18 protein-coding genes are annotated in these 18,652 nt (G+C 57.7%); 5 read left to right on the forward strand and 13 right to left on the reverse strand.

Translation table 11 applies throughout. From position 1 onward, the window contains the following. Positions 1-18: 18 nt before the first annotated feature. Positions 19-1,293 (reverse strand): phosphopyruvate hydratase, encoded by a 1,275-nt coding sequence (locus ACIQUH_RS14585; RefSeq protein WP_400816245.1) that lies wholly within the window; start codon positions 1,291-1,293, stop codon positions 19-21. A 15-nt stretch (positions 1,294-1,308) separates the two neighbouring features. Beyond that, positions 1,309-2,703, reverse strand: a complete 1,395-nt coding sequence (locus ACIQUH_RS14590) for a glycerate kinase (RefSeq protein WP_400816579.1) — start codon at positions 2,701-2,703, stop codon at positions 1,309-1,311. A gap of 148 nt (positions 2,704-2,851) precedes the next feature. On the opposite strand from ACIQUH_RS14590, the gene ACIQUH_RS14595 reads away from it, so the two are divergent. Further along, positions 2,852-3,586, forward strand: coding sequence for a GntR family transcriptional regulator (locus ACIQUH_RS14595; RefSeq protein WP_400816247.1), 735 nt, complete (start codon positions 2,852-2,854; stop codon positions 3,584-3,586). 58 nt (positions 3,587-3,644) lie between these two features. On the opposite strand, the gene ACIQUH_RS14600 is transcribed toward ACIQUH_RS14595, so the two are convergent. The 6 genes from ACIQUH_RS14600 to ACIQUH_RS14625 form a co-directional block, all read right to left on the reverse strand. Next, the gene (locus ACIQUH_RS14600) at positions 3,645-4,484 is read right to left on the reverse strand and encodes a sugar phosphate isomerase/epimerase family protein (protein WP_400816249.1); all 840 of its coding nucleotides are present in this window, start codon (positions 4,482-4,484) and stop codon (positions 3,645-3,647) included. After that, positions 4,481-6,214: a hydantoinase B/oxoprolinase family protein gene (locus ACIQUH_RS14605; RefSeq protein ID WP_400816251.1), complete on the reverse strand. Its 1,734-nt coding sequence runs from the start codon at positions 6,212-6,214 to the stop codon at positions 4,481-4,483. The genes ACIQUH_RS14600 and ACIQUH_RS14605 overlap by 4 nt, the downstream gene beginning before the upstream one ends. A 23-nt stretch (positions 6,215-6,237) precedes the next feature. Next, the gene (locus tag ACIQUH_RS14610; protein ID WP_400816253.1) at positions 6,238-8,310 is read right to left on the reverse strand and encodes a hydantoinase/oxoprolinase family protein; all 2,073 of its coding nucleotides are present in this window, start codon (positions 8,308-8,310) and stop codon (positions 6,238-6,240) included. Positions 8,311-8,415: 105 nt separating this feature from the next. Beyond that, positions 8,416-9,189: an ABC transporter permease gene (locus ACIQUH_RS14615; protein ID WP_400816255.1), complete on the reverse strand. Its 774-nt coding sequence runs from the start codon at positions 9,187-9,189 to the stop codon at positions 8,416-8,418. Continuing rightward, complete coding sequence (locus ACIQUH_RS14620; RefSeq protein WP_400816257.1) at positions 9,182-9,967, reverse strand: ABC transporter ATP-binding protein; 786 nt, start codon at positions 9,965-9,967, stop codon at positions 9,182-9,184. The genes ACIQUH_RS14615 and ACIQUH_RS14620 overlap by 8 nt, the downstream gene beginning before the upstream one ends. Positions 9,968-9,977: 10 nt before the next feature. Then, positions 9,978-10,985, reverse strand: a complete 1,008-nt coding sequence (locus tag ACIQUH_RS14625; protein WP_400816259.1) for an ABC transporter substrate-binding protein — start codon at positions 10,983-10,985, stop codon at positions 9,978-9,980. Positions 10,986-11,272: 287 nt separating this feature from the next. Between ACIQUH_RS14625 and ACIQUH_RS14630 the strand changes: the two genes are divergently transcribed. Then, the gene (locus ACIQUH_RS14630; protein WP_400816261.1) at positions 11,273-11,920 is read left to right on the forward strand and encodes a TetR/AcrR family transcriptional regulator; all 648 of its coding nucleotides are present in this window, start codon (positions 11,273-11,275) and stop codon (positions 11,918-11,920) included. 28 nt (positions 11,921-11,948) lie between these two features. Here the strand turns inward: ACIQUH_RS14630 and ACIQUH_RS14635 are convergent, their stop codons facing one another. Further along, positions 11,949-12,161, reverse strand: a complete 213-nt coding sequence (locus ACIQUH_RS14635) for a tautomerase family protein (protein WP_400816263.1) — start codon at positions 12,159-12,161, stop codon at positions 11,949-11,951. Positions 12,162-12,182: 21 nt separating this feature from the next. Next, entirely contained in the window at positions 12,183-12,983 is an 801-nt protein-coding gene (locus ACIQUH_RS14640) for an SDR family NAD(P)-dependent oxidoreductase (protein WP_400816265.1), read from the reverse strand. 230 nt (positions 12,984-13,213) lie between these two features. On the opposite strand from ACIQUH_RS14640, the gene ACIQUH_RS14645 reads away from it, so the two are divergent. The 3 genes from ACIQUH_RS14645 to ACIQUH_RS14655 all read left to right on the forward strand — a co-directional run bounded on the left by ACIQUH_RS14645 (position 13,214) and on the right by ACIQUH_RS14655 (position 15,986). Continuing rightward, positions 13,214-14,212: a 4-hydroxyproline epimerase gene (locus ACIQUH_RS14645; RefSeq protein WP_400816267.1), complete on the forward strand. Its 999-nt coding sequence runs from the start codon at positions 13,214-13,216 to the stop codon at positions 14,210-14,212. Positions 14,213-14,334: 122 nt separating this feature from the next. Next, the gene (locus tag ACIQUH_RS14650; protein WP_400816269.1) at positions 14,335-15,099 is read left to right on the forward strand and encodes a GntR family transcriptional regulator; all 765 of its coding nucleotides are present in this window, start codon (positions 14,335-14,337) and stop codon (positions 15,097-15,099) included. A 107-nt stretch (positions 15,100-15,206) separates the two neighbouring features. Next, complete coding sequence (locus tag ACIQUH_RS14655) at positions 15,207-15,986, forward strand: GntR family transcriptional regulator (RefSeq protein ID WP_400816271.1); 780 nt, start codon at positions 15,207-15,209, stop codon at positions 15,984-15,986. Positions 15,987-16,178: 192 nt separating this feature from the next. Here ACIQUH_RS14655 and ACIQUH_RS14660 read toward each other — a convergent pair whose 3' ends face one another. The 3 genes from ACIQUH_RS14660 to ACIQUH_RS14670 form a co-directional block, all read right to left on the reverse strand. Further along, positions 16,179-17,213 (reverse strand): proline racemase family protein, encoded by a 1,035-nt coding sequence (locus ACIQUH_RS14660; protein WP_400816273.1) that lies wholly within the window; start codon positions 17,211-17,213, stop codon positions 16,179-16,181. Positions 17,214-17,302: 89 nt separating this feature from the next. Continuing rightward, positions 17,303-17,968 carry an amino acid ABC transporter permease gene (locus tag ACIQUH_RS14665; RefSeq protein WP_400816275.1) on the reverse strand — a complete coding sequence of 222 codons (666 nt, stop codon included), beginning with the start codon at positions 17,966-17,968 and terminating at the stop codon, positions 17,303-17,305. 9 nt (positions 17,969-17,977) lie between these two features. Continuing rightward, positions 17,978-18,646: an amino acid ABC transporter permease gene (locus ACIQUH_RS14670; protein WP_400816277.1), complete on the reverse strand. Its 669-nt coding sequence runs from the start codon at positions 18,644-18,646 to the stop codon at positions 17,978-17,980. Positions 18,647-18,652: the final 6 nt, after the last annotated feature.

An 18,652-nucleotide genomic window follows, 5' to 3' on the forward strand; every position in this document is an offset into this window, starting at 1 on the left:
CCCTTCGAAGACTTATGGTTAGAACTTGAGCAGAGGTTTGATGTCGTAGAGGCGGCAGCCGGCGCTTCGCGCATTGGCCCGCATCAGGAAGTTCAGTTTCTCGATGCGCTCGCCGGAACGCGGCGCACCGTTCTTTTGAAACGGCACCTGCAGACCGACGGAGAAATCCATCACCACATCGTCAACGACACCGCCGGAGCGACCGGAGGGCACGGCGATCATCCCGTGATCGTCGGCAAAACGATAGGCATCCATGGCTTCGGTGATCGTGCCGACCTGGTTCGGCTTGAGGATGAAGCCGGCCACCGCGCGGGTTTCATGGGCCCGCTTGAGATAGTCCAGCTTGGTGACCGTCAAATCGTCGCCAAGGATGATGGTGCGGGTCAGTTCCTGGCTCGTCTTGACGTAACCATCCCAATCGTTCTCATCGAGCAGGTCCTCGATAAAGACGAAATTGTATTTTTCCGTCAGTGCCTTGGTATAGGCAATTAACCGATCGCTGCTGACCCGCTCCCCTTTGAGAAGATAGGTACGGCTTTTTGCGTCGTAAAATTCGCTGGAAGCGCAATCGAGCGCGAAGGCAATCCGGCCGGTATAACCGCATTCGTCGATCGCCTTCTGCATCAGGTCAAGCAGGACTTCAGGATCATCGGACGGCGCCGCATAACCGTAGGAGCTTGCCACCTGCGGCTTGTGACCGAGGTGTCTGGTCAGCACCTCCCCGAGCTTCTGGAAAACGGTCACCGCCATCTCGATGGACGTGTCGATGCTGTCGGTGCCGTAGGGGACGATCAGGAATTCGTTGAAAGACTGGATGAAGCCTTCGTATTTGCCGCCGTTGATGACATTAAAGCACGGCACCGGAACAGTCTTGATGCCGGCGCCGGCGATGTGATCGTAAAGCGGAATGCGGCGTGCGTCGGCAGCGGCACGGAATGCCGCGATGGACACCGAATAAATGGTATTGCCGCCGAGGTTCCGTTTGTCCGGTGTGCCGTCCAGATCAATCATCTTCTGGTCGATGGCGCGCTGATCGAAGACATTCATGCCGATCAATGCCGGACCGATGACTTTCTCGGCCTTTTCGACAGCATTATGGACGCTAAGGCCACCATAACTCGACTTGTCGCCGTCTCTCAGGACGAAGGCTTCATGCATGCCGACTGATGTACCGGTCGGCGCCGCACCCCGGCCGATTGCGCCGCTTGCGGTGCGGATTTCGACTTCGACGGCGGGGCGGCATTTGCAGTCGATGATCTGTTGGGCAAAGACCGATACGATCCTGTCTTCCATCTTGCTGGCCATCCTTCAGGCTGGAACGTAGAGAATGTTGAGGTCGCAGAGATTGGTGCCGGTATTGCCGGTGAAGATCGCCGATCCGATCGCATCGAGCGCCTCGAAGCAGCTGTGTTCGCGCAATGTCTGGTGGAGGTTGATTCCGTTGGCGGCAGCGGCGGCAAGGCTGGCGGAGTCGGTGATGCCGCCGGCGACCTTGGCGGTGCCGTCGGTGCCTTCGCTGTCTATCGACAGAAGGCAGGCGCCTTTTGTTTTCGACGCCATGATTGCAAAGCCGACGGCCATTTCCTGACCTGGTCCACCATGACCCTTGATCACGCTGTTATCGAGAATCTGGGTCGTGACTTCGCCCGAGCTGAGAAGGACGCAGGGCGCCTTGATCGGATTGCCATGTGTCTGGATCTCCCGTGCGATCGACGCGAAAAACGTGCCGGCATCCTTGCTTTCACCTTCAAGAAAGGACGAGACGATCATGGCCGGAATGCCCATCTCCTCGCAGACCTGCCTGGCATAGATGCAGCTGTCCGGCAGCGAGTTCAGCAGGAAATACGTGTTGTTCGGGAAGGCCTTCGGCGTTTCCTTGTCAGGGCCGGCATTCATCAGGTAATCGACGACACGCGGTGGCAGCCGGTCGGCGACATTGAAGTTGACGATGGTGGCGCGCGCATCGTCCAGTGTCGTCGCATCCGGGCCGATCGGCGTGCTCTTATACGCGGCATAGGGGACGGCAATGTCGCCTGTAGCCGGTGTGCCCACGCCATCGCTGATACCGAAGCCGATGAGTTCGGCACCCACATCCTGGATACGTTTGGCCAGCATGCCGCCATTCAGCGCGGAAATATGCCGGCGCACGGCATTGATTTCGTAAATGCCGGCGCCTGATTTCAGCAGAACGTCGGTCGTATCGATCTCATCCTGCAAGGTGATGCCGTCAATCGGGCACGACATGAGGGCAGAACTGCCGCCGCTGATCACCACGATGAACAGATCGTCCGGCCCGGCCTGATCGACGGTCTCGATGATCTTCCGCGAGGCACGGAAACCCTCCTCGTTCGGAAGCGGATGACCGCCGACATAGACCTCGGTCTTGTTGAAGTGGTCGGTTTCCTCGTGGATCTTGACGATCGCAATTCCGCCGGTCAGGCGATCTCCAAGCACGTGATCCACGGCCATCGCCATGTGATTGCAGGCCTTGCCGGCGCCGAAGAGATAGACATGGCGCTTCTTCGACAGATCCCAGGACTTGGTGCCGATATGCAGGATATCGCCGTCCAGCCGCATGATGCTGCGAATGCGCTTATAGCTGTCGAGCCGCTCAAGCGTGCGATCGGCAATCTCCAGCACGACCTGCCGTGAAGCGATGTCGCCTTGCGAAAGAATGGTGTCGGCGTTTCGTATCTTCGTCATTTTGGACACGGATAGGCGCTCCTCGAAAGCAGCTGTGCGCTGGAGGGTGAATGGATATTTGTGCGGACAGGGTTTGCCTCTGTGGTCGCCATCTCTATCATTATGGGCTATTGTCGACAATAGCCCATAAATCAATTTAGCGTTTTTTTTGACCTTGTTGGATATCGGGCGCGGCTATAGGTTTCGATTCCTTGTCAGGCAGAGGCTTTCAATGACGCAGGTAAAACTTCCCAAGATCCAGAAAATGCCCGCCGACGCGCGCGCCTTGGACGCCTTGCGCGGCCAGATCATCGACGGTTCCATCCGACCGGGTTCGCGATTGACCGAAGTCCAGCTTTCCGAAGAAATGGGGCTTTCACGCGCCACCGTGCGGACAGCCCTTCACCAACTGGGCAAGGAAGGGCTCGTCAATCTCGTTCCCTATACCGGATGGACCGTTATTGAATTGACGCGCCAGGATATCTGGGAGCTTTACACTTTGCGCGGGGCCGTCGAGCGACTGGCCGCCCAATTGGCGGCGTCCACGAATGACAGCAATGGCCTGGATAAGATCGCCAAAGCGTTCCAGAATCTAAAGTCGCAATGCGAGACGGGCAAGGCCGCCTCTATCGCGGAGGCGGATTTCGCGTTCCACAAGTCGATCGTCAATGCTGCAAACCATGAAAGGCTCCGGCTGCAATATGAACTGATCGAACAGCAGATTTTGGTCTACATCCATTCCAGCGATGCCCTGATCAGCGATCCGTCCGAGATTGTCGCCCAGCACCAACCGATCTTCGATGCGATCCGTAACAAAAACGCCGATCTTGCGGGGTCTTTATCCGAGCAGCACAATCTGCTGGAGGGAACCAAGCTGACAGGCACGATACCGGAAGCTCGATAAGGCTTCGCAGCAATGCGAAGCCCCGTGACGTGCAATCAAGTTGAGAGCTTGAAAAGCCCTATCGCAATGGCCCGACATAGGGTCCGCATCGTTCCACGGCGATACGGACCGTCTCATCGGGATCGCGTTCCCACCAGTCGAGCTCGGAAAAGATTTCCAGCTCGAACGGGCCTTCATAACCGATCTCGTCGAGCCAGCCGCGAATACGGGCAATATCGACAACGCCATCTCCGACCATGCCGCGGTCTCTGAGATTTCTGGTGGGCACCAGCCAGTCGCAATAGTGGAATGTCTGGATCCGGTCTTTTCCGGCCCGGCGCAGTTCCCGCTCGAAAGCCGTGTCCCACCAGCAATGGTAGACATCGGCAACAAGGCTGGTCGCACTATCTCCCAATTCGTCAATCAGACCGTTGACGTCGGTGATAGAGTTCATTGCGCTACGGTCGCCGCAATACATCGGATGCAGGGGCTCGAGGCCGAGTTTTACACCGGAAGACTGAGCATAGGGAGCAAGTTCCGCAAGCGCGTCATGAATACGCGCCCGCTGGCCGGCAAGATCCTTGTCACCGATTGGCAAACCACCCATCACCATGACGACGCAAGGCGCACCGATGGCCGCCGCCTGATCGATGATGCGGCGGTTTTCCTCGATCTTCCCCCGATAGGCTGCCGGGTCCGTTTCATTGACCCAGGCGCTTGTGCACAGCGAAGCCACCCACATCCCCGCATCCCGAAGATGTTTGGCTGTCGCCTCGACACCATAAGCGTCGAGGAAGTGCCGCCAGACCGCGATGCCTTTCACGCCATGGCGCGCATAACCTTCGATCGCCTCCGGCATCGACCATTTTGGTGTGGTGATCTGATTGATCGCGAACCGCGTAAGATCGTACTGCGTCATGCCGCCACCCCCTGGATGCGGCGGCTCTCGGTTGCCGACACATCGATGGTCACACCGTCCGCTGCAAAGACGACGCCATGATGTTCGCCGGCATAGGCCGCGGTGATCTTGCCATTGACGAGGTCGTCGCGGATCAGGTCGAGCGAACGCTTCAGCGGATCGCCGTAGCCACCGCCACCGGCCTGCTCATGCCGAACCACGACATCACGACCGATCGTGCGGGTAACCTTGGCCGGCAGATAGACATTCTCACCTTCCGGATCGAGGATGTTGATGCAGGGTGCAGCCGGTTTGCCGCCGAACAGGCCGTAGGGCGAATGGTTGTAACGGTCGGCGCGAATCTGCAGCACGGCTTCTTCGGCAAGAAGACGATATTGCCGGATCAGGCCGAGACCACCGCGATATTCCCCTGCCCCGCAGGAGTCCGGTCGCAGGCTGTATTCGTCCATCATCATCGGATAACGGACTTCGAGCGTCTCGACCGGCAGGTTCGACATATTCTGCGACGGATTGGTGACGCCTTCGACGCCGTCCTTGTTCCAGCGACCGCCCCATGCGCCGTTGATCATGTCGACCAGGACGAAGGGTTCGCGGGTTTCTTTATCCCAACCGCCGAAGGCCAGAACCGTGTTGCCGCCTTCACCGGCCGCCATGACCCTCTTCGGCGCGATCTGCGACAGCGCACCCAGAACCGTGTCGACGACGCGATAGCCAGTCAATGCGCGGGCCGCGACCGGCGCCGGCATCAGCGGATTGAGGATCGAGCCTTCCGGCGCCGAGATCGTGATGGCACGATATACGCCGGCATTGTTCGGTACTTCGCCATCGAGCGCGCAGCGCACCGAAAGATAAGTCGAAGACTTGACGAAGGAGAGCGTCGAATTGATGGCACCCTTGACCTGCGGCGAAGACCCGGCGAAATCGACGTAGAGATGATCGCCCCTGACGGTGAGCTTGACCTTGATCGGTATCGCTTCGGTCGTGAAACCATCGCCATCAATATAGTCTTCGAAATGGTAGTCACCATCCGGCCAGGAGCGGATCGCAGCGCGCGTCAATTGCTCGCCGTAGTCAATGAGGTCATCGAAATAGCTGTCGAGTTCCTCGGCGCCGTAACGTTCGATCAGACGCAGCAATTCGCGCTCACCGAGGTTGCAGGTCGCGAATTGCGCCTCCAGATCACCGAATACCAGTTCCGGAAGACGGACGTTCTTTTCGATGATGCGCATCAGGGTATCGTTGACGACACCCTTCGAATAGAGCTTCATCGGCGCGATGCGCAGGCCTTCCTGGTAGATTTCGGTCGAGTCTGCGGCATTCGAACCGGGAACACGACCGCCCACATCGCAATGGTGCGCGATGACGACGGAGAAACCACGCAGCGAATCGCGATGGAAGATCGGCCGGATCATGAAGATATCCGGAAGGTGCATGCCGCCTTCATAGGGATCGTTGAAGACAATGACGTCGCCGGGCGAAAGATCGTCGGCATATTTCGCCATGATGACTTCCATCGCATCGGGAACTGCACCGAGATGGAGGGCAACGGTCTTGGCTTGCGACAGGATGCGGCCGTGACGGTCGCAGAGCGTGACGGAATAATCGAGAACGTCGCGAACGATCGGCGAGCGGGCGGTACGCATGACGGCGAAGGCCATGTCGTCGACAATGGTATCCAGCGCGTTCTTGATGACGGCGAAGGTAATGGGATCGTTGTGTTTCTGAGCCATGAAGCTGTTCCTTCTCAAACGACTCAAGCGAGAGTGGCGACGACGTTACCGAAGGTATCGAGGTCGGCGGTTGCGCGCGGCGGGATGACGATGGTGGTGTCCGGGCTCTGGATGATGAGCGGTCCGGTCACGCCACCCTGGAAGGTCTCGCGCTGGTAGATCGGGGTATCGATCCAGCCGTCGGTGCGCGAAAAATAGATCTTGCGAGAGTCCGGGCCGTTCGCGCTCTTTTCCGGCGGGTTCGGAACGAAGCTGAGACGGTTGCCGCTATTGCCGCTGGCATTGAGGCGGATGTTGACGATCTCGACGCCATCATCCGACGCATAGCCGTAAATACCCTTGTAGACCTCACGGAAGGCGGTGCGCAGGCTCGCCCGGTCGGCTTCGGTAACGGTTTCCGGCAAGGCGATCGGCAGCTCGAAATCCTGCCCCTTGAAGCGCAGATCGGCTTCGAAACCGCATTCGACTTGAGCTTCCGAGTAACCTTCCTCGGCCAGCGATGCGATCGCCTCCGCGCGCATTTCCTTCAGCAGCGCATTGACCTGATCGACCGGAAGCTGGTCGAGCATGCCGTTGAGGCTGCGCAGAAAGTAGCGCTCGACCTTGGCGGCCAGCATGCCCGTCGCCGTGAAGACGCCCGGCGACTTCGGGAAGATGACGCGGGAAATGTTGAGCGTGCGGGCGAGGTCGCAAGCATGCACCGGGCCGGAGCCGCCGAAGGCGAGGATTGCGAAATCACGCGGATCGACGCCGCGCTCGACGGTCACCGCCTTGATGGTGCGGGCCATGTTGATATTGACGACTTCGCGGATACCGAAAGCGGCGTCTTCGATCGACAGGCCGAGCGGATCGGCAAGGTCGCCCCTGATCGCGGCACGCGCGCCTTCGACGTCGAGCTTCATGCTGCCGCCGGCAAGCGCAGACGGCAGGAAACCGAGAACGACGTTGGCGTCCGTGACAGTCGGTGACTGACCGCCGATGCCATAGCAGACCGGCCCCGGATCGGCGCCGGCCGAGAGGGGGCCGACATGCAGCAGGCCGCCATCGTCGATGCGCGCGATGGAGCCAGCGCCGCTGCCGACTTCGGCAACGTCGACGGTCGGAACACGCATCAGATAACCACCGGCCTTGATGAACCGGCTCGGCGTCGAAATGCCGGCACGAAATTCATATTCATTGGCGCGCGACAGTTCGCCATTGTGGATCAGCGACGCGGAAGCTGTGGTGCCGCCCATGTCGAAGACCACAAGGTCTTTTTCGCCCATTGCTTCGCCGAGACGGCCGGCACCGACGACGCCTGCCGAACGGCCCGACGAAATGAAAAAGACCGGCTTTTCCTGCGCCATCCTGGCGCTCGACAAACCACCATTCGAGTTGCTGATGAGGAGCGGTGCCGAGACACCGATCTCGCGAAGACCGTTTTCGAGACGCTCGAAATAGGCGCGCAGCGACGGAAGGACGTAGGCGTTGACGGCCGTGGTCGAGGTGCGCTCGTATTCGCGGATTTCCGGCAGAACCGAAACGGAAGCGGTGACCCACATGTTCGGGAAGTGCCTGCGCATGACATCGAGCGCACGCGCCTCGTTCTCCGGGTTCTTGTAGGAGTTGATGAAGCAGATCGCGACGGATTCGACGCCTTCGCTTTCGAAGAAGCGACCGATTTCGATGACTTCCTGTTCGTTCAGCGGCTTGAGCACACGACCATCGGATGTGGAGCGCTCATCCACTTCAAGGCGATAGCGACGCGAAATCAGCGGAACCGCCTTTTCCCAGCTCAGATCGAACATGGTCGGCGTGCGGACGCGGCCGATTTCGAGAACGTCGCGGAAACCCTTTGTGGTGATAAGGCCGCTCTTGGCGCCGACTTTCTGAAGCAGCGTGTTGGAGCCGACTGTCGTTCCGTGGACGACTTCCACAACCTTGCCGACGTCAAGCCCGGCCGTCTCGGCGATCTGCCTGATACCGGTCAGAACCGCCTGCTCAGGCTTGGCGGGGGTCGAGGGAACCTTCGTGAAGAAGGTCTCGCCTCCATCACCGAACAGGACGAGGTCCGTAAATGTCCCGCCAATATCCACGCCGATGCGTGCAGTATTCATTTTTACCTCCTGCGCCGAAGCGCGCCTTGGGAAATCAGGGCATGCCTTCCCCGTTCGCCCGGATTTTCCGGCCGTCGAATGAAAGCAGCAGTGAATGCGTATGCGTTAGTGGGATCGAACCGAGGCGTGCCAGGGAATGGAAAGCCGTTCGATTGTTTCCATGAGACTGAAGAGAAGCGAGCCCATCGCGATCAGCAGCACCAGACTGACGAAAAGGCTCGGCGTGTCGAATTGGCCCTGGGCAGTCAGGATCGCAAAGCCGAGACCAGAGGAGGAGCCGACGAATTCACCGATAATCGTGCCGATCAACGCCAATGAAATGGCGACCTTGAGCCCGGCGAAGATACTCGGCAGGGCGCAGGGCAACCGCACTTTCACGAGGATCTGCCAAGCGCTTGCCCGACCGACGCGGGCAAGATTGATCATGTCGGGATCGACCGAGCGCAGGCCGAGAACCGTATCGATGACGATGGCGAAGATCGCCAGCATCACAGCGATTGCGATTTTGGGCTCGGGTCCGATGCCCATCCAGACGACAAAGAGGGGTGCAAGCGCCACCTTGGGGATGGAATTGAGTGCGACGAGCAGCGAAAAGATCGGCCGTTCCAGCGATTTCGACGAGACGATCACGATTGCGAGCAAAACACCGAACAGAACCGACAACAGGAAGCCGATCAGCGTCACGCCAAGCGTGATGCCGGCATTATAGAGGAAATAAGAGGGCGCCCTCAGAAACTCCTGCCATACGGCCGAAGGCGCGGGTAAAAGGATGGGCGATATGGCGAAGGCCCGAACCGCGACCTCCCAGAGCGCGACAGCCGCCACCAATGTCAGAACACCTGGGAGAAAGCGTGAAAGGCGGGAAGCTTTTTTATGCATCTTTGACGATTCCCAGCTTGGTGAAGACCTGTCGAATGTGGTTGCTGTAGCGCCCGAAGTCGGGCGTCTCACGCAAGGACAAAGGGCGCGGGCGCGGCAGGTCGATATCGAGAACTTCGATGATCCTGCCCGGATGACGGTCGAGAATGACGACCTTGTCGGACAGGAAAACGGCCTCGCTGATACTGTGAGTGATGAAGACGATCGTCTTGCGGGTTTCGAGCCAGATGCGCGCGACCTCGACATTGAGGTCGTCGCGCGTCATCGCATCGAGAGCACCGAAGGGCTCGTCCATCAGCAAAATATCCGGATCGGTCAGCAGCGCCCGACAAATGGAAGCACGCTGCCGCATGCCACCGGAAAGCTCCCAGGGGCGCTTGTCCTCATATCCCGCCAGACCAAACCTCGCCAATTGCGCTTTCGCACGTTCGCGGATCTCAGGCGTGACCTTCTGCTGAAGCTCGACGTTGAACAGCACGTTTTCCACGATCGTGCGCCAGTCCAGCAGCATGTCGCGCTGGAACACCATTCCAAGGCCCGCCGGGGGCCCTTTGATGGCCTCACCCCGGGCACTGATCCGGCCCGAAGTGACATTCTCAAGCCCGGCCACGCATTTCAAGAGTGTGCTCTTTCCGCAGCCGCTCGGACCGAGAATGCTCACGAACTCGCCTTTACGTATGTTCAGGTCGATACCCTGCAGGGTCAATGCGGTTTCCGGCCCGCCATATCGCTTCTCTACGCCGGAAACCTGTATGTAGCTGTCTTGCGGCACGCTCATACCGTCAACCTCAAGCAACGAAATCGTTTGTGAAGATGTCGGTCAAGGCAAGCTCGGTCGTCAGCGCCTTGGATTTGCGCATGGTGTCGAGCGCGGCATTCCAGTCCGCGTCAGCCTGCCAGCCGATCGGCTTGCCGGCCGTCGCCGGCGTGTCGAATGTTTCAATCGTCAGCTTGATCTGATTGACGAGAATTGCCTTGTCCAGCTTCGCATTCGGGCGCTGCTGGATCATGGCTTCCGCACCTTCCTCCGCATGTCCGTCACGAAGATAGGCCCAGGCCTTCTGCTGGGAAGCAACCAGACCCTTTAGAACATGGTCCCGTTTGGCAATGACCTGCTCATTGGCGACCAGGCCGTAGCTCGGGAAATTCACCCCGGCATCGCTTGCCGCAATCCCCTTGGAAGGACGTACGGCTTCGGCTGGCGGAAGGATCGATGGCCCGGTCGACAGGATCGCATCGGCCCGCTTGGTGGTATAGGTACTCCACAGGGCTGCGGGATCGACCAGAAGCAGCTCGACCGTCGTGCGATCCAGACCACCTTGCGCGAGCCAGTAATCGATGAAGGGCGCCCAGGGGCTGGCTGCGAAGCAGACGATGCTCTTGCCCCTGAAATCAGCGACCGTCTTGATTGACGAATCCCGGTCGACTGCAGCGCAAAGATCGGTCGCGCGGCCAAAACCGGCGAAAGCACGAACCTGCGCGCCCTTGACCCTCGCCTGCGGGACCAGACCAAGCTGAACCTGCCCGACATCCACCTGGCCGGCATTTACCAATTGCAGCGTATTGGCGGAGCCGCGGCCATCCTGGATATCGACATTCAGGCCGACATCCTTGAACCAGCCCTTGACATGCGCAAGATGAATTGCCGCCTGAACGCCCCATGGCGCAAAATCCATCCGCGCAGAAACCGTCTCCAGTCCCTGTGCGCGGCCGAGCGCCGGTGCAGCAAGCGCTGCCATGCTTCCGGCAACGAATGCCCGTCTTGTCGTCGAAAATGTGATGTTCCTGCTAACCATGTCGAAGACCCCTCTTGTTCTTTATAGAACTATTTAGTTTAATAACGACAGTCGTACTGGATTTCCAAACTGGAGTCAATCGCCTTAAATTGCGGCAAGATGCGAAATTTGTGATTTGTATCAGCAACTTAGGTTGACTGATGTTGTTTTTCCTGCGGAATTCGACATGTCCATTCATTGCCATGCCGCTTGGCCATGCGGCAAAACGCATGGCGAAACCGGGCTTTAGCTGCTAGGGAGCCGAGACGGACAACTGAGATCAACCCCGTCGGGAGGAGGCACCGATCGTGAATGAGACAGTCGCGGTGACCAAGAAGAAAAGAATTCGCGATCCGCAGCGAACCAGACAGTGGATCATCGACGCCGCCGTGGCGGAATTTACCGAACGTGGCTTCGACGGTGCCCGTATCGACGCGATCGCCGAGCAATCCCAAACCAACAAGAGCTTGATTTACAAATATTTCAACAGCAAGGAAGAGTTATATATATCAAGCCTTTCCGACATTTATAGACAGTTACGCGCTTCCCAGCACGAGATCGACCATAACGATCCAGACCCTGTGGAATCGATCAGGAAGCTCGTCGAGTCGACCTTCGACACATTTGCCAACAATCCGCACATCGTCAGAATGATGACGCATGAAAATGTTCAGAACGCCCGGTTTCTCAAACAGGCGCTGGACATCAAGTCGCTCTATACGCCGCTTCTCGAAAAGCTCGACTACATCATCGGGAAAGGCCAGAAACTCGGCGTTTTCCGCGAAAATATCGATCTGAAGCATCTTTATGTTTCAATCTCGGCGCTCGGATATTTCTACTTTTCAAACATCCACACGCTGTCGATCGTTCTCGATGAACAACTCGAAAAGGCGGACGAAGTCGCCAAGCAGCGGGAGCAGGCCGTCGGTATCGTCATCGCCTATTTGCGGAAATGACGAAGGAAACGGCCAGCCCCTATGCCAGTCAGGGATGCTTCTTCTCGTCGCTCAGGACGCCGCCAACCGACCAATCCTGCTTTTCGACATCGACGAAGACGATCTGAACCGCTTCTGGTCCGCATTTGGAGATGCGGGACATTTCGCGGGTAAAAACTTCCGCAAGTTCCTTTTTCTGCTCCCAGGTACGACCGGACAGCATTTCGACACGAATGACGGGCATTTTCTGATGCTCCTGCAAGCTTTCAATGAATTAAGGGGATCACTCGGGCTGCGCGGCGGCGGCGCTGTAAACGGAATAAACCAGCCAACCGGCATCCACCGGCAAGGTGGCCCCGGTGATTGCCGATGCCGCCGATGAGCACAGGAAGAAGATCGCTTCCCCGACGTCCTTCGGCTCCACAAATTTCCGAAGAGCGGACTTCGCGATAATGGTAGCAGGATCGCGCTGGCCGCTGTCGATGCGCTGTTTCATTGCCGGCGTCAATGTGTAGCCAGGTGCGACCGCATTGACACGGACACCCCTGGGGCCGAATTCAGCGGCCATCTGCTCGGTCAACATCTTCACCGCTGCCTTGCTCATGCCATAGGCCGGTTGCGGCGTTGCCTGGAAGCTGGTGAGCGAGCAGAGATTGACGATCGAGCCCCCACCCGTCTCCGACATACGGCGGCCGAATGCCTTGCCCATCAAAACGCTGCCACGCAGATTGATATCGATGATCCGGTCGAAGTCGGCAATCGGCATATCGGTAATGCGGATCGCGTTCTGAAGCACGCCGCCGGAATTCACAACCGCAGCGACGGGGCCGTGCTTGGCATAAACATCGCTTGCAAATTGATTCACGGCATTCTCATCCGAGACATCAAGACGGACGAATTCATGCTTTGCGCCCAGAGCGGAGAGCTCCTCGGCAATCGCATTGCCGCGCTCGGTATTGACGTCAGCGCTCACCGTTCGCCAGCCGGCCGAGACGAACTTTCGTAACGTTGCTTCGCCAATACCGCTGGCACCGCCCGTCACAATAACAAGTGGCGTCTGATCGCCGTTGGACTTTTCATTCATTGCATTCTCCCGTCACGTGTCAATCGGCAAGCCATATTAGTCGATCTAATGTCGACATAAATCTGAAGTCAAGTCAATTTCGGCTACCGTTTTGCGGCGAGCCAAAAACATTCTACCGTTTGACATTTAATATGTCGACATATGACCGACATTATGCGTACAATCTGGATGTGCCCAGTGTCGGCAACAATGCCACCGCGATCAATCCCTGCGAAAGCCGAGTAAACATCATGACCCGCTACACATTCGACTGTATCGAAGGCCACACCGCCGGCATGCCGGTCCGCCTTGTCATTTCAGGTCAGCCAGACCTCGTCGGAGAAACCCAGAGCGATCGCCGCGTCGACTTCATCGCCCGCCACGACTGGATACGAACCGGGTTGATGTGCGAGCCGCGCGGCCATGAGATGATGTCAGGCGCGATGCTCGTTCCTTCGACCAGAGCCGATTGCGATACCGGCGTTCTTTATCTGGAAACGTCTGGATGCATTCCAATGTGCGGCCACGCCACAATCGGCCTGGTAACATTCGTTATCGAACAGGGCATTGTCACCCCGGCAACGGCCGGTATCGTTCGGCTGGATACGCCCGCCGGCGTGGTCGAAGCGCATTATGAAAAGCAGGGCGACAAGGTCGCCGGCGTGCGGTTCAGCAACGTTCCTTCCTTCGTCCTGGCAAAGGGCGTCGAACTCAACCATCCCGATCTGGGTCCGATCGTCTTCGACATTGCCTATGGCGGCAATTTCTATCCGATCATCGAAAGCCAACCGAATTTCCGCGATTGCGCCGATTATGCCCCTGAAGAGCTTCGCCGGCTTGCGCAGGTTCTCGTCAAATTGCTCCCGGAGGTTATCGATGTCGTCCATCCGGACAACCCGCAGATCCGCGGCGCCCATCATACGATGTGGTGCGGCGCAGCTCAAAATGGCGGCGAGGCGCGGGCTGTGGTCATCGCGACACCCAAGATCATCGACCGATCACCCTGCGGCACGGGAACATCGGCGCGCGTCGCCTTGCGCGCATCCCGTGGCGACCAGAAGATTGGCGACGTCTTTGTCCATGAGAGCCTGATAGGCTCCAGCTTCAAGGGACGCGTGGAACGTCACGTTACCTTGAACAGCGGCCTTGAAGCGGTGATTCCGAGCGTCGAGGGCAGCGCTTATATTACGGGTCTCTCTACCCATTATATCGATGACAGCGAACCTTACGCCAAGGGTTATCTAACCTGAACATCGGAAAGTTCATGGTTTTCCAGCCGCTTTCCCTTTGCAATGTGACAGGAGGAAAGCGAGACGCTTGACAAGCCGCCGCACCTTGGGAATGTGCGGTGGTATTCGAAAGGGAGGAAGGCATGGCAAAGCCGCTCAGCACCAGTCCGGCACAGGCCAAGGAAACGGGCAGTTCCAGGGTTTATAGCCAGTTGCGGCAAGATATCCTTCGGGTCGATCTGGCGCCTGGCTCCGCGCTCGATGAGGTGGGATTGAGCGAGCGCTTCGGCCTGTCCCGCTCCCCGATCCGCGAAGCTCTGGTTCGCCTTTCCAGCGAAGGGCTCGTTGACATTCTGCCCAACAGAAGCACGATCGTTACTCCGCTGAACCTCGACAAATTACCCGAATTTCTCGATGCGCTCGACCTGTACCAGCGAGTGACCACACGTTCCGCCGCGATGTTCAGGACACAGGCCGATCTGGATGTCATTACCGCTGCGCAAAAGCGCTATGTGGACTATACGCGCATCAGCCTGGACACCGGCGATTCAATCCCGATGATCGATTCCAATTACGAGTTTCACATGGCGATCGCGCGGGCAGGGCGTAACCGCTATTTCACCAACTTTTACAGTCGTGTTCTAAACGACGGGCGCCGGCTCCTGCACTTCCACCTGGAGTTTCAACGTATGGACCCGGATATCAGTGTCGAGAAGCTGGGTGCTGGGCATGAAGAAATGATTGAGGCGATCAGGCTTCGGGACGCCGATGGCGCTGAGCGGGTCGCCCACGAGCATGCGGCCCAATTCAAGGGACGTTTCATGCAGTTCCTGAACCGCAATGTCAGTTCGGCCGTCGATTTGACCGCCATGCAACCCAGCCATTTGGAAACTCAGGATAAGGGATGAGACAAGCGCAACACGCGGCCGAGGTGATCTATATTTTGTGCCAAGCCATGACAAATTAGAGTATGCATACATGTTTGGTTCTAACATCTTGAGGTCCGCAATGCGTTGTGAACACCCGCAAGATCACTGTTGAAGGGTTTACAATGCCTGCATCTCCCACGGTACTCACGTCCAGCGGGTCAAAACTGACCGGCAGCGCGCGCGTTTATCACACGTTGCGAGATGAAATTCTGCGGGTGCAGGTAGCTCCCGGCATGCCCCTGGATGAACTGGGATTGAGCGAACGTTTCGGCATGTCCCGATCGCCGATCCGGGAAGCACTGGTTCGCCTTTCCGGAGAAGGACTTGTCGTCATCCTTCCCAATCGAAGCACCATGGTTGCGCCCATGGAATTCGACAAGATGCCGGAATTTCTCGACGCGCTGGACCTTCTGCAGCGGGTGGTAACACGCCTGGCGGCGATGAACAGAAGCCCGGCCGAACTCAAAAAAATCGTCATCGCCCAGAAAGCTTACGAGGCCGAAGCTGCCAATACGTTGGTGTCCGGCGACAGCATCCCGATGATCGAGAAAAATTTCGAATTCCATATGGCAATCGCGAGCGCCTGTGGAAACGCTTATTTCAGCGATTCATACCGTCGCATCCTGCAGGAAGGCCGCCGCCTTCTTTTCTTCCACTTCAAATATCAGTCGCTCGATCCAAGCCTCAGCGTTGCGGAGATCGCTGCCGATCATACGATCATGGTTGATGCGATCACAAACCGGGATATCGACGCGGCCGAGCACGCTGCGCATCAACATGCGGCGCAATTTAGGGGCCGGTTCATGGACTTCCTGAACCGCAATCTCAGCGCCGCTCTTTCCGTTCACTATAAGAGCCAGGATTAAGCCGACGGGCTTTTCAGCCTCCACAAGAAAGCCTGCTGACGCTGACCCCAGCAGGCTTTTTAGAGCACGTCCTGTCTAAACGGAAACGGTTGACGTGCTCTGCCTCTGCGCTTTGTTTTCAGGCATTTTCCCGACCTGGAACCACTTCGCACCTCTACCGGAAATGTTCTGGACGGGATGTGTGCGGATTATTTAACCGAGCAGGTCGACCTGGGGCCCCCAGGTATCGGACAGGGCAAAACCGGACCTGAACGGATCCTGATTATCCATCCTCAGATATTCGCGACCGTAAACCCATGCACGGCCCGTTATACGGGGGATCACCGCCGGGCGGCCACCGACCGTGGTTTCCGCGATGGCCTCGGCCGTGAACTCGCCCCCAATGATCGAGCGAGATGTGCGCGCATCGCCCAGCTTCACCAATCCACGCGCATGAAGACTTGCAAGATTGGCCGAACTACCGGTGCCGCAGGGAGAGCGATCAACGCGGCCCGGCTTCAACGTAGTGCAGGTTCTGATCGCACCATCGGGCTCGCGGCTTCTGAACATGACATAGGCCAGTTCATTGACGCCATCCAGTTCTGGATGCTGAACCGACACCTGCTCCGAGATGATCCGCTTCAGCTCGATACCGGCTTCCGCCAATTCACGCGAGTTCGACGGCGCGATATCGAGGCCGAGCTGGTCGACATCGACGAGAGCGTAATAGACACCGCCAAATGCGATATCCACGCGGATCCTGCCCCATTTCGGCGTGTCGATTTCCTTGTCCAGCGCTTCGGCGAAACAGGCGACGTTGTCGAGGCTGACCGATACGACACGTCCCTGCTCGCATTTCGCTCTGGCCGTTATCAGCCCTGCAGGCGTATCAAGCTTCACGACGGTTTCGGGTTCGACCATTTTCACGCGACCGCTTTCGACGAGCGCAGTCACAACGCACATGCAATTGCTGCCCGACATGGCATGGGCCCGATCGGCCTGCAAGACAATGAAACCGGCGTCGGCCTCCGGTCTGATCGGGGCCAGCAGGAGGTTGACGGACATGGCGACGTTTGCGCGGGGTTCGAATGTTACGAAACGCCGCAAACTGTCGTCGACATGGTTGATGTAATTCATTTTTTCCAGAGCGGACGCGCCGGGAACCTCTGGTGCGCCGCCAACGATCACCTTGCCAATCTCGCCCTGCGAATGGACGAGAAGCAGCTCAAGTTCACTTTCGAATTTCATGACAGACCTCATTGATGATCCTGCTCGTTCCGACCAAAGGCCAGCCTTCGCAAATTCTGAAAATCGACGGCGGATTTCCCGCCGCCGAATTAAACGGCAAGCTTCTGCAGGACGCGCCGCTCTATATAAGTCACCGCTCGCGTCAACGGGAAAGCGATCGCGAAATAGATGATGGCAACGACGGTGAGCACTTCGATGGGACGGGCTGTCGTATTGGAAATGTTCTGGCCGACAAACATCAAATCCGACATACCCACGGCTGAGACGAGCGCGCTTTCCTTGAAAAGGCTGACACAATTCGACAGAAGTGTCGGCGCGGCGCGTAGCACGGCTTGTGGCAGGATCACGTTGATGATCTGGGTCCAACGGGAAAGGCCAAGCGCGATACACGCATCGCGCTGCTCGCGGCCAACGGTCTTCAGGGATGCCCGGAACGTTTCGCTGGTGATCGCGCCCATGTAGAGGCTGAGAGCGATAATGCCGGAAACCAGGTTTGAAAGCTCAAAGCCGAGGAATAACGGCAGGCAGAAAAAAATCCAGAACAGTTGCACCAGAACCGGCGTACCGCGGAAAAATTCCACATAGAGGCTGGTAATGCTCCTCAGGACGACATTCTTCGAGGTGCGCGCCATGCCGACAAAGAAACCGATCGTGCATCCGATCAGAATGCAGATGAGCGTCAGCTTGATGGTCGTCCAGAGGCCGGTGACAAGTGCGTCCTGAAAACGCAATACGACTTCGAAATTGAGTTGCATCGGCCCACCTCAGCTTGTCATCACGTCGCGGCGGCGTTCAAGCCAACCGACGATCTGCGAAATCGGGAATGAAACAGCGAAGTAAATCAGTGCGACGATGGTGAAGGTTTCGATCGGACGATAAGATGCTGTGGCGATCGTCTTGCCCTGATACATGAGATCCTGGACTGCAACGATGGCAACCAGGGCGCTTTGCTGGAATATACCGATCCCGTTTGTCAGCAAGACAGGTACGGAAGCGCGGGCTGCGGTCGGCAGAACGATGTAAAGCACCCGCTGCCATGGGTTTAGACCAAGCGCCACGCCCGCATCGAGCTGTTCTTTTGGAACCGCCTGAATCGATGCGCGATAGGCTTCGGCATTAAAGGCCGTCAAGTTGCACCCAAGAGCAAGGATGCCCATGGTCACAGAACCCAGAAACACGTCGAAAATCATCGGGATACAGTAAAAGAACCAGATGATCTGAACGATGGCGGGCGTACAACGAAAGAATTCGACAAAGATCATTGCCGGAATTCTAACGACTGCAAATCTGCTCATGATGAGCAGCGCAACCACGAAACCGAGTGTCAGACCGATGAGATTGGCCGCTACCGTAAGCTGAAGCGTGACAAAAAGGCCATCCCACAAAGATCCCATATTCCGGAAGACGGAGTTGAAATCGAATGTATAGTTCATCGGCCT

This window comes from Agrobacterium sp. NPDC090283 (assembly GCF_044769685.1).
Lineage (GTDB): Bacteria > Pseudomonadota > Alphaproteobacteria > Rhizobiales > Rhizobiaceae > Agrobacterium.

What these genes read in the sequence shown, in the direction of transcription:
- ACIQUH_RS14590 (WP_400816579.1), bottom strand. Translation starts at nt 2,703, where the DNA reads ATGACGAAGATACGAAACGCCGACACCATTCTTTCGCAAGGCGACATC.
- ACIQUH_RS14615 (WP_400816255.1), bottom strand. Translation starts at nt 9,189, where the DNA reads ATGCATAAAAAAGCTTCCCGCCTTTCACGCTTTCTCCCAGGTGTTCTG.
- ACIQUH_RS14585 (WP_400816245.1), bottom strand. Translation starts at nt 1,293, where the DNA reads ATGGAAGACAGGATCGTATCGGTCTTTGCCCAACAGATCATCGACTGC.
- ACIQUH_RS14665 (WP_400816275.1), bottom strand. Translation starts at nt 17,968, where the DNA reads ATGCAACTCAATTTCGAAGTCGTATTGCGTTTTCAGGACGCACTTGTC.
- ACIQUH_RS14640 (WP_400816265.1), bottom strand. Translation starts at nt 12,983, where the DNA reads ATGAATGAAAAGTCCAACGGCGATCAGACGCCACTTGTTATTGTGACG.
- ACIQUH_RS14650 (WP_400816269.1), top strand. Translation starts at nt 14,335, where the DNA reads ATGGCAAAGCCGCTCAGCACCAGTCCGGCACAGGCCAAGGAAACGGGC.
- ACIQUH_RS14670 (WP_400816277.1), bottom strand. Translation starts at nt 18,646, where the DNA reads ATGAACTATACATTCGATTTCAACTCCGTCTTCCGGAATATGGGATCT.
- ACIQUH_RS14620 (WP_400816257.1), bottom strand. Translation starts at nt 9,967, where the DNA reads ATGAGCGTGCCGCAAGACAGCTACATACAGGTTTCCGGCGTAGAGAAG.
- ACIQUH_RS14645 (WP_400816267.1), top strand. Translation starts at nt 13,214, where the DNA reads ATGACCCGCTACACATTCGACTGTATCGAAGGCCACACCGCCGGCATG.
- ACIQUH_RS14600 (WP_400816249.1), bottom strand. Translation starts at nt 4,484, where the DNA reads ATGACGCAGTACGATCTTACGCGGTTCGCGATCAATCAGATCACCACA.
- ACIQUH_RS14660 (WP_400816273.1), bottom strand. Translation starts at nt 17,213, where the DNA reads ATGAAATTCGAAAGTGAACTTGAGCTGCTTCTCGTCCATTCGCAGGGC.
- ACIQUH_RS14610 (WP_400816253.1), bottom strand. Translation starts at nt 8,310, where the DNA reads ATGAATACTGCACGCATCGGCGTGGATATTGGCGGGACATTTACGGAC.
- ACIQUH_RS14605 (WP_400816251.1), bottom strand. Translation starts at nt 6,214, where the DNA reads ATGGCTCAGAAACACAACGATCCCATTACCTTCGCCGTCATCAAGAAC.
- ACIQUH_RS14625 (WP_400816259.1), bottom strand. Translation starts at nt 10,985, where the DNA reads ATGGTTAGCAGGAACATCACATTTTCGACGACAAGACGGGCATTCGTT.